Origin of the sequence: Burkholderia plantarii, assembly GCF_001411805.1 — a bacterium.
Lineage (GTDB): Bacteria > Pseudomonadota > Gammaproteobacteria > Burkholderiales > Burkholderiaceae > Burkholderia > Burkholderia plantarii.
Window position 1 is genome coordinate 2775475 of record NZ_CP007212.1, and the last position, 14842, is coordinate 2790316.

The 14842-nt window shown below is 63.2% G+C and carries 13 protein-coding genes; 5 read left to right on the plus strand and 8 right to left on the minus strand.

Annotated features, from left to right (window positions below; translation table 11 throughout):
- The first annotated feature begins 3 nt into the window (after positions 1 to 3).
- The 5 genes from bpln_RS37715 to bpln_RS11815 are packed head-to-tail and all read left to right on the plus strand — an operon-like array spanning position 4 to position 6571.
- Positions 4 to 426 (plus strand): AAA family ATPase, encoded by a 423-nt coding sequence (locus bpln_RS37715; protein ID WP_244131924.1) that lies wholly within the window; start codon positions 4 to 6, stop codon positions 424 to 426.
- A 2-nt stretch (positions 427 to 428) separates the two neighbouring features.
- A complete protein-coding gene (locus bpln_RS11800) occupies positions 429 to 1481 on the plus strand; it encodes a hypothetical protein (protein WP_063900147.1) in 1053 nt (350 codons plus the stop codon).
- On the plus strand, positions 1478 to 4441 hold the full coding sequence (locus bpln_RS11805; RefSeq protein ID WP_027807003.1) for a TrlF family AAA-like ATPase: 2964 nt from the start codon (positions 1478 to 1480) through the stop codon (positions 4439 to 4441). Before bpln_RS11800 ends, bpln_RS11805 begins: the two co-directional genes overlap by 4 nt.
- Positions 4442 to 4455: 14 nt before the next feature.
- Complete coding sequence (locus bpln_RS11810) at positions 4456 to 6039, plus strand: hypothetical protein (protein ID WP_148654007.1); 1584 nt, start codon at positions 4456 to 4458, stop codon at positions 6037 to 6039.
- A gap of 31 nt (positions 6040 to 6070) precedes the next feature.
- Positions 6071 to 6571, plus strand: coding sequence for a hypothetical protein (locus bpln_RS11815; protein ID WP_208453461.1), 501 nt, complete (start codon positions 6071 to 6073; stop codon positions 6569 to 6571).
- A 239-nt stretch (positions 6572 to 6810) separates the two neighbouring features.
- On the opposite strand, the gene bpln_RS11820 is transcribed toward bpln_RS11815, so the two are convergent.
- Genes bpln_RS11820 through trbE form a run of 8 tightly spaced genes read right to left on the minus strand, consistent with a single transcriptional unit; the run spans position 6811 to position 14831 of the window.
- On the minus strand, positions 6811 to 7032 hold the full coding sequence (locus tag bpln_RS11820) for a DUF2274 domain-containing protein (RefSeq protein WP_027806998.1): 222 nt from the start codon (positions 7030 to 7032) through the stop codon (positions 6811 to 6813).
- Entirely contained in the window at positions 7029 to 8321 is a 1293-nt protein-coding gene (locus bpln_RS11825; RefSeq protein WP_148654008.1) for a TraB/TrbI/VirB10 family type IV secretion system protein, read from the minus strand. Before bpln_RS11825 ends, bpln_RS11820 begins: the two co-directional genes overlap by 4 nt.
- A complete protein-coding gene (gene trbG, locus bpln_RS11830; RefSeq protein ID WP_051656996.1) occupies positions 8308 to 9315 on the minus strand; it encodes a P-type conjugative transfer protein TrbG in 1008 nt (335 codons plus the stop codon). The genes bpln_RS11825 and trbG overlap by 14 nt, the downstream gene beginning before the upstream one ends.
- Complete coding sequence (gene trbF, locus bpln_RS11835; RefSeq protein ID WP_027806995.1) at positions 9312 to 10019, minus strand: conjugal transfer protein TrbF; 708 nt, start codon at positions 10017 to 10019, stop codon at positions 9312 to 9314. The genes trbG and trbF overlap by 4 nt, the downstream gene beginning before the upstream one ends.
- A gap of 12 nt (positions 10020 to 10031) precedes the next feature.
- Positions 10032 to 11387 (minus strand): P-type conjugative transfer protein TrbL, encoded by a 1356-nt coding sequence (gene trbL / locus bpln_RS11840; protein WP_055138897.1) that lies wholly within the window; start codon positions 11385 to 11387, stop codon positions 10032 to 10034.
- On the minus strand, positions 11384 to 11674 hold the full coding sequence (locus bpln_RS11845; RefSeq protein WP_027806993.1) for a hypothetical protein: 291 nt from the start codon (positions 11672 to 11674) through the stop codon (positions 11384 to 11386). The genes trbL and bpln_RS11845 overlap by 4 nt, the downstream gene beginning before the upstream one ends.
- A 5-nt stretch (positions 11675 to 11679) precedes the next feature.
- Entirely contained in the window at positions 11680 to 12408 is a 729-nt protein-coding gene (trbJ, locus tag bpln_RS11850; RefSeq protein ID WP_055138898.1) for a P-type conjugative transfer protein TrbJ, read from the minus strand.
- Entirely contained in the window at positions 12405 to 14831 is a 2427-nt protein-coding gene (gene trbE / locus bpln_RS11855; protein ID WP_027806991.1) for a conjugal transfer protein TrbE, read from the minus strand. The genes trbJ and trbE overlap by 4 nt, the downstream gene beginning before the upstream one ends.
- Positions 14832 to 14842 lie beyond the last annotated feature (11 nt).

The following is a 14842-nucleotide window of genomic DNA, read 5'->3' on the forward strand; positions in this document are numbered from 1 at the left end:
AGATTGCAGATAGAGAACTTCCGGGGCATCAAGAAAGCGGAACTTCACTTCTCTGGACATACGCTCTTGATCGGCGGCAACAACGTCAGCAAGAGCACGATCTGCGAAGCACTCGATCTCGCGCTTGGGCCAGATCGCCTGAATCGAACACCTCCCGTTGAGGAGTCCGACTTTCGCAACGCAGGATATCCGGGTGGCGCGCTGATGCGAGCGCAGCCCTTCACACGCTCGACCCTGATCGCCGCCGTTGAACTTCTCGAAGGCCATAGCCAAGCCCGCTCCAATCAGATGGTCCTGTGCCTGGGTCTGGAGGATCAAATCGGTTCGGGCACAGCGGTATCGGACGAGGATCACAGCACCTTCCGCCTGCATATCGTCCTCGTGACGGCCAGGACATACCTGCGCCGCCTGTACTACGGCCTCTGACTATGAGCATGGGCGCCACAAGTACGAAATCCAAAGTCACCTTTCTGGAAACGGTCTATCCGCCGATCTCCAATCAGGAAGCTGTCTGGCTTCAAAATGACCCAGAGGTCGAGGCACTCCTCAGGCAGAGCGATTTCTACATGATCGGCGGCCGCGCCGAGGCGAAATATCTGAACCTTTTGATCGATCCCGACACCTATGTCGTGACTTTCGATTTCGCGATCGGCGATGACTTCCGGGACCCCGTCGAGATCCACATTCGCGACCTGCCAGCCGTCCAGGAGTCGGAGGCGGAATCCTTCTGGGTCGAGGGTGGTGAGAAGAACATACGGATATGGGATGGGGCGATCGGCGAACCCGGCTCGAACGTGCTGGAATGGTTCACGACTGAGAAGCTGATATGGGATCGGTCACGCGGCCGCACTGGCATCGAGCGTTTCGACCGGCACGGTGAGGCCGCCACCTACGATTTGCTCTATGTCGGCATTGCCAAGGTTGGAGACAGCTTCGACCGCCTCATCAGCAACGGGCACAAGGCCCGCATGGAGATTCTCGGCAACGAGCCCCAACGCTATCCTGGCGCCCGGGTGACGGACGAAATCTATCTGTTTCTGTTCAACGTCCAGCCGTTGATCATGACGACCTTCGAACCGCAGCATGACTTCGAGAACGAGGATTTCAGCGGCGCCTATGACCAGAAGCGGATCGTCGCCGACGCCGAGAAGGCCTTCGTCAGCCTTCTGAAGCCTGAATACAACGTGGTGAAGTTCGCGAGCTACCCGAAGGGCGCGGACGGCCTCTACGGCTCGGACTTCGTTCGCTACGGCTACGTGATCTGCGAGTCCATTTCCTTCGACACAGCGCATGGGCGGATCAGGGGAAGCCGGGACGCGGCCACCGGCTCCATCACCAATGATGCCGACAGCATCTTCGTCGAAGGAGACACCGTGAAACTGTTCGTCTCCGGGGTCGACTTCCCCGCCGAGCCGCCGCCGGCCACGGCGAACGCGGCTCCACAAGACAACCAGAAGGAAAACAATCAGGGGGATGTATGAGCAATCGCGGTTCGGAATGGCATCGTTGGGAGCCGCACATTCATGCGCCCGGCACCTTGTTCAACAACCAGTTTAAAGGCCCGAACGCCTGGGGCGACTACCTCACCAGCCTAGAGCAAGCGACACCCGTCATCCGCGCCATAGCTGTGACCGACTATTATCGCACCGATACCTATCAGCAAGTCGTGCGGGAGATGAAGGAAAACGGCCGCCTCCCGGAGGTTGCGCTCGTCTTCCCCAATGTAGAGCTTCGGCTCGATGTCGCCACGGTGAAGGAAAGATGGACCAACATCCACCTTCTCGTCTGCCCTGACGATCCAAAGCATGTCTCGGAGGTGGAGCGCTTTCTGAGCCGGCTGCGATTTGAGGCCTTCGGCGACAACTTCGCCTGCACCCGGGAGGATCTCGCCAAGCTAGGGCGGAAATCCAAGCCGGAGTTGACCGATGAGCGGGCCGCCTTCCGCCATGGCGCTTCACAGTTCAAGGTCAACTTTGGAAAGTTGCGCGAGGAGTACGGCAGAAGCGATTGGGCGAAAGAGAATATTCTGATCGCAGTCGCCGGCGCCGAAACCGATGGCACGTCCGGCATCCGCGACTCCAATGACGCCACCCTGCGTCAGGAGATCGAGAAGTTCGCGCACGTCATCTTTGCCAGCAGCCCAGCGCAGCGGGATTTCTGGCTGGGCCGGAAAAGCGGCGTCGGAGAGGACGTGCTTCGCGAACGATATGACGGCCGCAAACCCTGCCTGCACGGCAGCGATGCGCATGAGCAAGCGACCGTCGCCAAGCCCAACGGCGATCGCTACTCGTGGATCAAAGGCGCACTGGAATTCGATGCGCTACGTCAAGCCTACATCGATCCTGCCGGCCGGGCCTATGTCGGCCCCCACCCCCCGTTTCGGGCGACGCCCGCACGCGTCATCTCAGAGGTAGAATTGTCGGGCGCGGAATGGGTCCAGACGCCGAAGCTCGCGCTCAATGCCGGTTTGGTCGCCATCATCGGCGCGCGGGGCTCCGGAAAAACCGCGCTTGCGGATGCGATCGCGGCGGGATGTGACGCCACGGAAGGCCGCTTGAGCAATGCGTCCTTCATTGTACGAGCCCGCGAGCATCTTGATGGCGTAGGCGTCCGGCTGAACTGGGAGACCGGCGATCCTTCGGTTCGCCGCTTGCTCGACGATTCCTTTGATCCGTCGCTCTACCCGCGAGCGCGCTACCTCTCCCAGAAGTTCGTCGAAGAGCTTTGCTCGGCCGACGGCTTGAAGGATGAACTGCTGAGCGAGATCGAGCGGGTCATTTTTGAAGCGCACAACACGCTGGAACGCGATGGCGCGACGGATTTCGGTGAGCTGCTGGAGCTGCGGACGACGGTGTTGCACGACAATCGCGACCGCGACGAGGAGGCCATTGAGGCACTCTCCGATCAAATCGGGCTCGAGCGCGAGAAGCAAAGCCAGATCACCGGCCTCAAATCGCAGATCACCCAGAAAGAGGCGTTGATCGCCGGCTATATCAAGAGCCGAGACAAGTTGGTGACCGCAGGCAGCGCGGAGCGGGTCGCGCGGCTGAACGCGCTCACGGAAGCGGCCGATTATGTCCGGACGCAGATTCGGCTCTGGTCGCAGGAGAGCCAGGCGCTGCGCTCCCTGCAGAACGACGTATCGGATTTCCGAACCAATCGCGCGCCGATGGCCCTACGAACGACCAAGCAGAACTTTGTCGGCGCGCATCTCGACGACAAGGCATGGGACGTGTTCCGGCAGACCTACGCCGGCAATGTCGACGGCACATTGACCGAGCGGCTGGCCAAGGCCGAGAAGGCGACGGCCGGGTGGCGAGGTAAGGCGCTTCCCCGCAAGGCAACCGATCAGGAGCCCTATGTGGCCGACGATGCCGAGCTGAAACAATTGTCGCTGGGCCAACTTGAGGCCGAGATTGGCCGCATTCAGCGGCTTATCAACATCGACACCGACACCGCGAACCGCTTGCGGACGATAACCACCAAGATCGGAGACGAGAACGCCGCGCTGAAACGCCTGAAGGACTCGCTGGCCGATTGTGAAGGTGCCGCAGCGCGGACCACCCAGCTCCAGTCCGATCGAGAAAAGGCCTATTTGCGGGTCTTCGAGTCGATCGTCGCTGAAGAGCAAGTGTTGCATACGCTGTACCGCCCCCTCATGGACCGGCTCGCGCAGGCGCCCGGGACGCTGCGGAAATTGTCGTTCTCGGTGTCTCGCCATGCGGACGTGCACCGCTGGGCGACGGAGGGCGAAGACTTGTTCGACAAGCGGCGCACCGGCCCTTTCAAAGGCGTAGGCACGCTGGAGGCCTGGGCTAACGCGCTGCTGAAGCCGGCTTGGGAATCCGGCGATCCAACAGCCGTTGCCGAAGCGATGGCGGGATTTCGCCAGGCCCATCAGGCCGAGCTGCTCGATCTCTCCGAGGTGCCGCGATCACAGCAAGCGGATTATCGCTCCTGGCTGAGACGCTTCGCCAAGTGGCTCTACGGCACCGGCCATATCCAAATCAGCTACAGCATCGACTACGAAGCCGTCGACATTCGCAAGCTCTCGCCGGGCACGCGCGGCATCGTTCTGCTGCTGCTCTATCTTGCCCTGGACGACAGCGATGACCGCCCGTTGATCATTGACCAGCCGGAGGAAAACCTCGATCCGAAGTCGATCTTCGACGAGCTGGTCGAACTGTTCATCGCCGCAAAGAACGTGCGTCAGGTCATTATGGTGACGCACAACGCGAATCTCGTCGTCAACACGGACGCCGATCAGGTCATCGTCGCGTTTTCCGGCACCCATACGCCCGGCAAGCTGCCGCCCATCCGGTATCTGGCCGGTGGCCTCGAAAACGCGGAGATGCGGAAGCATGTGTGCGACATCCTCGAAGGTGGCGACCGCGCCTTCAAAGAGCGCGCGCGACGACTTCGTGTCCGCCTCGATCGATGAGGGCGCTCGACGAGATGGAAAGCGAACTAGATCCCGATCGCATTGGCCGCATCGGCGAACGCCACTTCGAAGTGCTCTGCGAGCGCGCGGGCCTCTATTGCAACAAAAGCGTCGTCGATGTGATGGGTTGGGATTTCATCGTAGAGTTCCCGATGGCGCCGGCCGGCCAGACTACCCCTCTCGATCAACGTCCGACCAATGCCACCCGGGTCCAGTTGAAATCGACGCTTGGCCGCGCCGGAAATCGAATCCGCCTCAGCCTGTCCGCCATCGACCGCTTGGCCAAGGACCCTCGGCCGGCGCTCATCGTCGTGTTTCGCCTGCGAGCTGATGGCGAACTTCAGTCCGGTTATCTTGTCCACCTCATCGGCAGTGAGCTTGCGCGCGTTCTCAGGCGATTGCGAACGGCGGAGGCCCGCAAGGCCCACGACATCAACCACACCGACATCAGCTACGATTATGAGAAAGTCGGGGTGCGCTTCGAGCCGACTCCCACCGGCTTGTTGGCGGCCCTGAGTACGGCCTGTGGTGAAGACCCGGGCGCCTATACCATCGAGAAGCAACGGCAGCTCGCTGAACTTGGCTATGAGAATGGCCAATTTGAGGCCGAGGCGCTCATCGAGATCGAGGGCCCGGAGCATTTGAGCAACCTGTTGCTTGGTCTCGCGCCCTTGAAGCCGCACCGGCTTCGGGTATTCGACAGCAGGTTCGGCATACGTCTTCCCTACCAAGGCATGCTGTTCGACGACCTCGAGGAGTTACGTCTTACGCCGCCTACACTGGGTTCATGCGAGATTTCGGTCCGTGGCCCCGGCTTCGGGCAAGCGGCGCGATTCGACGGCGAAATGTTCATTGGCCCGCCAATGGCCGAGCCGCAGGGCGCAGAACTTCTCGTCCGCACTTCAGACTTCATCATCCGGCTGACACCGCCGGCGCTTAAGTTCGAAAGCGTCGGTTCGATCGATGACATGGAGCACACCATGGAGGAGTGGGCGGAGCTGCTTCGCGCGCTCACGCTCATGGCAACCGGGCGAGCGACGCTGACGATCGCCGGGAACGACCGGATTCCAACGATTACCTTCCCGGTCAATCAGCCCGTCACCGGACCGTACCTTGAGGAGTTGCCTGTTATCTCTGAGTTTATGGATGGTTGGCTGCGCCTGCTCGCCAACGCAGGCATCCGCTCTACCGCCAAATTCAAGTTCGATGCGTTCTGGCAGTCCAATGAAGCACGCATGGCCGTGGACATCCTGCTCAAGCCGAAATCGCTGGCCCGTTTCGAGTTCCAGAACCTTGAGATCGAAGATTCGTCATCACTGCCAGAAGGGCTGTATTTCAACAGCACGTCGTTTGCCGACACGAGCATAACCTTTAGCGCCAAGGTCTTCTTCGAGAAAACCGACGATCCGGAATGGGGATATCGGTCGACGGGCTTCGAAGCCCTCGACGTTCGGCCCAAGGTGGACGACCTTGAAGAATACGGAATGGACCAAGCGGCCGCTTGCGATCTGAAGCTCCTCATCGACCCGAGGAACATCACATTGACGCCACAGGGAGACACCTCGGAAGCATCCAATACATCTGAGGACGTGGAGTGATTGGCGGTAGCCGCCTAGGAGAAGGCACAGAATGAGTATGCAGTGGCTGTTGGCGAAGGCCCCAGGATTTCAGGCGCTGCCCGATGCGGATCGCACCGCAATCTTCAATTTCACCTTCCTGTGGAGTCTCTTCGAGGCGCAGGTGATGGGCAACTTCGCGCGAGCCGACCTGATCTGCACAAAGGTCGACGAATTGCGTGATGCCGGCACGCTTGATGCGGACGAGTACGCGGCAGAGTTGGCCTATTTCCGGGAGCGCTATTTCGCCAACGGCGCCCTCACCCACCACTTTGAGCATCTCCACCTGCGGCCCGCCGACCAGCCCGCTGTGGTCCAGTCGGTGCTCGACGGAAGCAACGACGACCCACGCGACCGGCTCCTGACGGTGCTGATGATTGTCTGGCGCTTCCGCAACAATCTCTTCCATGGCGCCAAATGGGCTTACCAGCTTCAGGGTCAGCGCTCGAACTTCACGCACGCGAATGCCGTTCTGATGCGGCTCCTTGAACGGCACGGACAGTTGGCCGCGTAACTCTTACCTATGTTACTTCGAGGGGAACGCCTTCCCCTGCGGCCGAGCCTTTGGTCTCAGCCGCCCCTTCTGCGGGAGACCTCGCAACGCCTCTTTTAGAGTGAGAGGACGGACGGCTTTGCCATGACGGGTTGAAGACTGGAGGAGAGGCCTCCGGCGCCCGTCATGGAATTTGAGCCATGACCCAAGTGGAAGTTCTGAGCGCCGATCGCGACCGGGCCGGCGGATACAATGTAGTCCTAGTGCTGACCTCTCCTTTTAAATGCCCTATCCCCTGCCATGAACGCCTGCAGCATGTGGGGAATCAGCGTCAGGGCATCAACCGCCTCGCCATGGGTTTGCGCGTGCAGCGCGGCGTAACGGTCGAGGTCGGCCTTGAGACTGGCCGAGCACGTAAAAGTCAGTTTGACGATCTGGGTATCGGGCAACGGCCCTAGCCGCAGCTTGCGTGTTGTGCTCATTGCATCGATCTCCGCTGAACAAAGAGCGGCTGGTACGGCCGCAGCACCAGATCCTTGTTCACCATCACGTTGACCTGAAACCCCGGTCGTACCGTCAGCGTCGGCTGGATGCTCAGGTCGCGGCGCGTGATTTCCTGGCCGACCTGATTGGCCGTGTCCTGCGAGCTATCCCGCAACGCGATAACCGTATTGCCGTTGGCGCTGCCCTGATTCGAGACGGCCAGCTCGGAGCCGACGCCGAGCATCGTGGACAGCACGGCCCCCGTCAGAATGCGGCCCCAATGCCAGTCCACACCGTCCTCCAGGCCGGCATAACCGGCTGGGTCGATGCCGGGCAACTTGTCGAGCGCGATCGACGAGGCATCAGGCAACACCAGGCGCAGCCATACCAGTAGCACTCGTTGCTGCCCGAACGCCACCTGGCTGTCGTAACGGCCGATCAGGCGCGAACCCTGTGGAATCAGCAGATAGTGGCCGGTTGCAGAGTCATACACGGGCTGCGTGACCTCGGCGATGATCTCTCCCGGCAGGTCGGAATTGATGCCCGTCACCAGCGCGGCCGGAATGATCGTGCCGGCCATCACCGTGTACGGCGAGGCCGGCGCCTGCAAGCTGCCCGTGTTACTGATCGCGGCATCGCCGTCCTTGCCCATGAATGCTTCCTTCTGGTCCTGCCGATTCTGGATCGCCGTCGGATCGTTGGGCTGCGCGGCCGTGGATGCCGGCCCGCCCCCCATTGGATTGAATGCGCCGGCCCCAGCATTCATTGTCGGCATAGCGCCCGCCGACTCGAAAGCCGCGCCGGGCTTGCCGGTATCGCTGCTGGTGCGGAAGAACACTGCCGACCGTGCAATCTCATCGGCCAGGCGCTGCCGGTCGATGTTTTCGGCCGATGGCCCCGGATTGACGTTGCCACCCGGCAGAGGCGGCATGGCCGACGCCGCGCCCCAGTCGCCGGGCAACGGCGGCCCAAGCTGCGGCACGCTGGCCGGCGACGCCGGCCCGGGTTTCGCCGGCACCTTCGAGTAGTCAGCCGGCAACTGGTCGAGGTCGTCGGCCTTTGCGATCCGATCGACGTTGTAGAGGTTCGTCTGGTCGCCCAAACCGCTCCGGCGCTTTGATTGCAGCGCCCACATCGACGCGCCGGCCACGGCGACCGCGAGCAGCGCGGCCGAGACGGCCAGCGTGCGGCGATTGAGCCGCGTGACCGCGTGCGGTGCAGCGCGTAACGCGACACCCTCCGGGGCCACCTTCGGCGCGAGCTGGGCCTCGTGGTCAGTCGTGCCCATGACCGGCTCCCGCATCGATGCCATCAGTACGCTCGATGCGTACCACAGCAGCCTTGTCACCGCCCAGGCGCAGCTCGGCCGCACCGAACAGGCGATCCACGATGTCGTAAGGCGCATGGAAACGGTAGTTCACCAGTTCGCCCTTGCCATCCGGCCCGACCACGAACAGCGGCGGCAATTCGCCCTGTGCGATGCCGGCGGGAAACTGGATATAGACATGCTGCCCGTCGTCGAACGCACGCACAGGTTTCCACGGCGGGCTGTCGCCCGTGATCGCATAGCGGAAATGCAACTGGTCGAGCGACAGGCCATCGGCCGCAGGCGCGACCGCATCGGCGGCCTGTGCCTGGGCCTGCAAGGCCAGCATCTGGTCCTTCGGATACTCCCACGATACCGATGCCATCCATGCCTTCTCGGTGGACGTGAGTTCGAGCAGATAGGTGCGCCGGTTTGTGGTGATGACGAGGTTTGTTTTGATGCCCGCGCGCACAGGCTTGACCATGACGGCCACGCGCCGACTCGTGCCGCTGCCGCTCGCGGTATCGCCCACGATCCACTGCACGGTATCGCCAGCGGCGACCGTCACCAGTTCTTCGGCCGGCTGCAAGCTGATGACCGTCACGCGGCCAGGGCTGGTATAGACCTGATACAGCGCGCCATCGGAGAACGGCCAGACCTGGATCGCGTTGATGTAGCCCTCGCGTGTCGGCACCACACTGGCCTCGGCATTGGCCCGTTCGACACGGGCCTTCGCGTCAGTCGGCTCCGATGCCGCCTTTGCATCAGCGGCACCCGGCAACGGCTTCATCTGGTCCGGCAACGGCAAGGGTTTCGGCACTTCCACAATCGTGACCGGCTTGGGTGGCTCGGGCAGCGGCTGTGCCTTGACCGACTCGTCCAGAGAGATCGCGGGCGGCGGCTTGCCTTGTGTGGCGCAGCCGGCGAGGCTGCCCAGGAGGCAGAGGAAGGCAATCGTGGTGATCGACGGTTTCATGGCTTCTTCGCTCCTTCCGGCGCGTCCAGGTCACGGCTCCAGGACAGTCCATTGATGTAGATACCAAGGGGATTGCGGCGCACCTGTTGTTCGGTGCGCGGGGTTTGCATGACGAGCGTGAGCATCGCCGTCCACTGCTCAGTGCCAGTGGGTGTGCCGCCGTTGAAGTGCTGTTCGGTCCAGCGCACCTGGAACGAGGCATCGCTGACGCGCACCACGCTGGTTACGTCCACCGAGGCGGAGTCCTGCCCGACATGAGCGAATGGGTCGTGCGCGCGGGCGTAGTCGTTCAACGTCGCCGCGCCCCGATCAGTGGTGTAGCCATAGGCTTCGAGCCAGTTCTGGCGCACGACCACCGGGTCAATCGACAGCGAACGCACGTCGGTAATAAAGCGCGCCAGGTGGTACGCGATCTGTGCATCGGTTGGTCTGTACGGTGTGACGGCTGCACCGACCGCGCGGACCTGTCCGGCGTGATCCACCTCGACCACGTAGGGCGTGACGCGCGACTGGCCGGATTGCCATACAAGGCCCGCGGCCATCAGCAGCGCGAGGCCCAGGCAGCCGAAGGCCATCAACCGCCAGTTCTTCGCCTGCACGCGCGCGCTGCCGAGGCGTTCGTCCCATACCTGCGCGGCGGCCTGATAAGGCGTGGCAGGCGCAGGTGATTCGCTGTAGCGCACACCGGGTCGTGTGAAGCGCATGGTTCGCCTCCCTTACTCGTTCGAGGAATCGTTGATGTCCGGCGCGGCCCCGCCGCCGCCGTGATCGGCCGAGCGCACGACATGCGCCGCCGTCGAAGCGCCATGCGCGATGTGCTGGCGGCGTTGCAGGCGCTGCGCCCAGTCGGGCGGCTTGCCAGTGGATATCGGCGGTGCGTTATCGGCAGTCGCTGACGACGTGGATGTCTTGTCTGCGGCTTCGGGTGACGTGGACGATGTGCCTGTGCTTGTGCCGGCAGCAGGTGCTACGCGGTCGCGCACGGCACGGGCACCTGCCGCGACCTGCTCCCCCGCGGCCTGTGCGCCGCTGCGCGCGACGTTGGCAACGCCAGCGCCGAAAGCACGCGCGCCCGTCGCACCGGACGCGGTTGCACCGGCTCGATAAGCCGATGCGGCACCGCTGGCTGCGCGTGCGGTGCCGACCGCACCGCGCGCCGCGAGGCGTGCGCCAGCGGCAACTGCCGCGCCGCCCGTCGCCACGGCCGCGCCGCCAGCGACAGCGAGACCCGCGACGCCGAGCGCTGTGCCAGCGGCAGCGCCAGCGCCAAGTTGCGGTGCACCGGAGACCAGGCCGGTCGCAATACCCGGTCCGAAGATGCCAAGTCCCAGCATCGTGAGCGAGGCGAGCATGATGGCGAGCGCGTGATTCAGCGAGGGATCGGCGCCGGCCGGCGTCTGGAACTGCCCGCAGATCGTCGAACCAATGCCGACGATTACGGCGAGCACCAACACCTTGATGCCGGAAGACACCACGTTGCCGAGTACCTTCTCGGCGAGAAACGCGGTCTTGTTCCAGAGCGCGAACGGCACCAGCACGAAGCCCGCGAGCGTGGTCAGCTTGAACTCCACCAGCGTCACGAAAAGCTGCACGGCCAGGATGAAGAAGCTGATGACGACGACGACCCAGGCGAGCAGCAGAATCACGATCATGTCGATGTTGCTGAAGACCGCCGTGATGCCGTTGGACATGGTGCCGACCTGTTGCAGAATCGGCTGGCCGGCTTGAACACCGACGGCGGCCAGGCGTCCCGGTTGCAGGAAATTGCCGATGCTCAACGATGAACCCGTAGCGAGCAGGCCGAGGCCCACGAACGAGCGGAACACGATGCCCGCGAGCGAGTTGAAGTTGCCGATGATGTAGGCGAAGGCACCGACATAGAGCGTCTTGCGGATCAGCTTGGCCAGCACTTCCTCGCCGCCCATCGCCCAGAACAGGCCCGCGAGCGTCATGTCGATGACAATCAGCGTGGCCGAGAGGTATGCGACTTCGCCGTGCAGAAGGCCAAATCCCGAGCCGATGTACTGTGAGAAGACGGCCAGGAACTGGTCGATGACAGACAGATCGTTCACGGCCGATCTCCTTGCGACGCCTCGAAGCTCGCCGGGATCGGCGGCAGCTCGGCGAGCGTCTGGTACTCGTTGGCGCCGCCCAGTCCGAGGAAGAAACGCCGCGCATACGCCGAGTCCATCAGGCGGCATGTGGCGTTATCTGTGGATGGGTGTGCAACGACACAACGATGACGTAGCGCGTAAAGCTGCTGCGGATCGCGCGCGAGTGCATCGACCGTCAACACCGGCTCATGCCTACCGCAAGCGGTCAGCACGGCGAGTATGGACAGGACCAGTGCGCCGCGCATGGCCGTCAGTTCCCGTAGAAGCTCACCGACTGCGGCGTGTATTGCGGGCCGCTGCCGATAAAGCGGGTACGGACCTGCTGGGCCTGCGCCTCGTCGGCCGCGGCACGCGCCTGGTCCAGTGCCGTGGCGCGCTGCTGCGACACGGTGAGCTGCTGCGACTGCATCGCCTGACGTGCGATCAGCGCGAGCAACTGATTGGTCGCCTGGCTCGCCTGTAAGGCACCGACCGCGCCCTGACTCTGCGTTACCAGGCTGCTCAGTACGCCCTGGTCGGACAGCAGGTTTTGCGCGGCCTGCGACTGCATCTGCGTCGAGGTCTGCAATGCCTGCACTGAGGTCTGCCAGCGCGTCTGCGCGTCCTGCACCATCTGCGCGCTGCTCGTGCTCGCGCCATAGGACGACGGATACAGACGGTTGAATGTTGCCTGCGACTGCGCGACGTTGAACGTCAGTCCCTGCGCCTGCGAAATCAACTGGTTCGTCGTCGCCAGCGTGGACAGCAACTGCGACAGCGAATTGAAGTTCAGGCTCGTGAGATTGCGGCCCTGATTGACCAACATCGTCGATTCGTTTTGCAACTGCTGGATCTGGTTGTCGATCTGTTGCAGTTCGCGGGCAGCGGTCAGCAGGTTCTGCGAGAAGTTGGCCGCGTCGAACACCGCCCACTGTGCGAAGCTCGTGGACGACACTGACAGCAACAAGGCCGTGACGACGGCTAGCCCGGTCTTCTTCATGACTGAATCTCCGATGGCGTGAGGAACGAAGGCATGAGGTCCGCAGCCCAGTCGAGACCGCTATGACGCAGCCAGGCACCTGCGAAGCCGGGCGTGCCGGCGTTCAGCAGCACGCGGTCGATGTCGCGCTGGTCTTGCGGCGAGGACGCGCCGACGAATGCCAGCGTGGCCGGCCCCAGGTCGAGGTCGAACAGGCGATTGCCGAGACGCGACTGGTAGTAGTAGTCGCGCTTGGGTTCGGCGGTGGCGACGATCTCGATCTGCCGGCTGTTGAGGCCAAAGCCTTCGTAGATAGTGCGAATCTGCGGCTCGGTCGCCTGTGGGTTCGGCAGGAAGATGCGGCTCGCGCAACTCTCGATGATCGCGGGCGCGATGCTCGAATCCTTGATGTCGGCGAGCGACTGCGTGGCGAAGATCACGCTGACGTTCTTCTTGCGTAACGTTTTGAGCCACTGGCGGATGCGTGCGGCGAACACCGGGTCATCGAGGAACAGCCAGGACTCGTCGAGGATCAGCAGCGTCGGCGCACCGTCGAACCGCTCGTCGAACCGCGCGAACAGGTAGCCGAGCACGGCGAGCACCGCCGCCTTGCTCGGCATCAGTTCCTCCATCTCGAAGCCCTGCACGTCGGCGCTGCCGAGCCGGTCATGGTCGGCATCGAGCAGTTGGCCGTGCGCGCCACCGAGCACGTAAGGCGCGAGCGCCTGGCGCAGCGCATTGGACTGGAGCAGAACGGACAGACCCGTCAGCGTGCGCTGTTCGATGGGCGCACCGGCGAGACTGCCGAGTGCCGACCATACGGCGGCCTTCTCATCGGGGCCGACGGCAATGCCTTCATGCAATAGACGGCCTTCAATCCATTCGGCCGCCCAGGTGCGATAGCTCTCACGGTCGATGCGCGCGAGCGGCTGAAACGCGATCGTGCCATCGGAGCCGAGGTCGTAATGCTCCCCGCCAAGGCCGTGGATCGTGGCGCGCATTGAGCGCCCCATGTCGAAGGCGAAGATGTGCGAGCCGCGATACCGCCGGAACTGCATCGCCAGCGTGGCAAGTAGGACCGATTTCCCCATGCCGGTCGGGCCGACCACGAGCGTATGGCCTACGTCGCCGATGTGCGTTACCAGCCGGAACGGCGTATCGCCGTCCGTGCGCGTGACGATCAGCGGCGGACCGTCGAGGTGCTTGTTCTTCTCCGGCCCAGCCCATACCGCCGACAGCGGCATCAGGTGCGCAAGGTTCAATGTGGAAATGCTCGGCTGACGCACATTGGCGTAGGCGTGCCCTGGAAGAGACGACAGCCACGCTTCAACCGCATTGAGGGTTTCGTGGATTGTGACGAAGCCCCGGCTCTGGATCGTGCGCTCCACCCTGCGCAGTTTTTCGTCGGCCACTGCGGCATCCGCGTCCATGACTGTCACGGTCGCCGTCACGTAACCAAACGCCACCTGATCGCTGCCGAGTTCCTGCAGGGCGGCATCGGCATCCATCGCCTTGTTGCTCGCGTCGGTATCGACGAGCGGCGATTCCTGCTGGAAGATCGTTTCGCGCAGCAGTGCGATGACGTTCTTGCGCTTGGCGAACCATTGTCGGCGCAGCCGCGTCAATTCCTTCTCGGCTTCGGCCTTGTCCAGACACAGAAAGCGCGTGGACCAGCGATAGGCGAAACCCAGGCGGTTGAGGTCATCGAGCAGACCGGGCCAGGTCGAGGTCGGAAAGCCGCGCACGGTCACGACGCGCAGGTGCTGATTCCCGAGCATGGGAGCAAGACCGCCGATCAATGCCGAGTCGGCCAGCAGCGCGTCGAGATGAAACGGCACCTCCGGCACATTGATGCGGTAACGCCGCGTCGAGATGGCCGCGTGCAGGTACGTCAGCGTCTCGCTGTCGTCCAGCCAGGCGATCTCCGGCATCACGCCGTCGAGCAGGTCAAATACACGGTCGGTTTCGGCAACGAAAGCCGCGAGTCGTTCTCGCCAGTCCACGCCGGACGTGGGCGTGTTCTCGTACAGAAGCTTTGCGGCGCGTGCGCGGGATTCCTCCGGCGGCAGGTACACCATCGTCAGGTGATAGCCACTCTCGAAGTGACTGCCGGCCAGCTCGAACGCGGCGCGGCGCTCCTCGTCCACGAGCCATGACAGAGCCTCGGGAAAATCCGAGCGCGGATAGTCGGCGGCAGGTCGGCGCTCGGCGTCGATGAATAGGGCCCAGCCCGATCCCAGGCGGCGCAGCGCGTTGTTCAGGCGCGCGGTCGTGGCGATCAGTTCGCCCTGTGTGGCACTGTCGAGGTCCGGCCCGCGAAAGCGTGCCGTGCGCTGGAAGCTGCCATCCTTGTTCAGCACCACGCCGGGCGCGATGAGGCCGGCCCACGGGAGCCAGTCGGCGAGCATGGCGGGACGCTGGCGGTATTCGGCGAGGTACAACATGCGAATGTCTC

What these genes read in the sequence shown, in the direction of transcription:
- trbG (WP_051656996.1), bottom strand. Translation starts at nt 9,315, where the DNA reads ATGAAACCGTCGATCACCACGATTGCCTTCCTCTGCCTCCTGGGCAGC.
- trbJ (WP_055138898.1), bottom strand. Translation starts at nt 12,408, where the DNA reads ATGAAGAAGACCGGGCTAGCCGTCGTCACGGCCTTGTTGCTGTCAGTG.
- bpln_RS11825 (WP_148654008.1), bottom strand. Translation starts at nt 8,321, where the DNA reads ATGGGCACGACTGACCACGAGGCCCAGCTCGCGCCGAAGGTGGCCCCG.
- bpln_RS11810 (WP_148654007.1), top strand. Translation starts at nt 4,456, where the DNA reads ATGGAAAGCGAACTAGATCCCGATCGCATTGGCCGCATCGGCGAACGC.
- bpln_RS11845 (WP_027806993.1), bottom strand. Translation starts at nt 11,674, where the DNA reads ATGCGCGGCGCACTGGTCCTGTCCATACTCGCCGTGCTGACCGCTTGC.
- bpln_RS11800 (WP_063900147.1), top strand. Translation starts at nt 429, where the DNA reads ATGAGCATGGGCGCCACAAGTACGAAATCCAAAGTCACCTTTCTGGAA.
- trbF (WP_027806995.1), bottom strand. Translation starts at nt 10,019, where the DNA reads ATGCGCTTCACACGACCCGGTGTGCGCTACAGCGAATCACCTGCGCCT.
- bpln_RS11815 (WP_208453461.1), top strand. Translation starts at nt 6,071, where the DNA reads ATGAGTATGCAGTGGCTGTTGGCGAAGGCCCCAGGATTTCAGGCGCTG.
- trbE (WP_027806991.1), bottom strand. Translation starts at nt 14,831, where the DNA reads ATGTTGTACCTCGCCGAATACCGCCAGCGTCCCGCCATGCTCGCCGAC.
- bpln_RS11820 (WP_027806998.1), bottom strand. Translation starts at nt 7,032, where the DNA reads ATGAGCACAACACGCAAGCTGCGGCTAGGGCCGTTGCCCGATACCCAG.
- bpln_RS11805 (WP_027807003.1), top strand. Translation starts at nt 1,478, where the DNA reads ATGAGCAATCGCGGTTCGGAATGGCATCGTTGGGAGCCGCACATTCAT.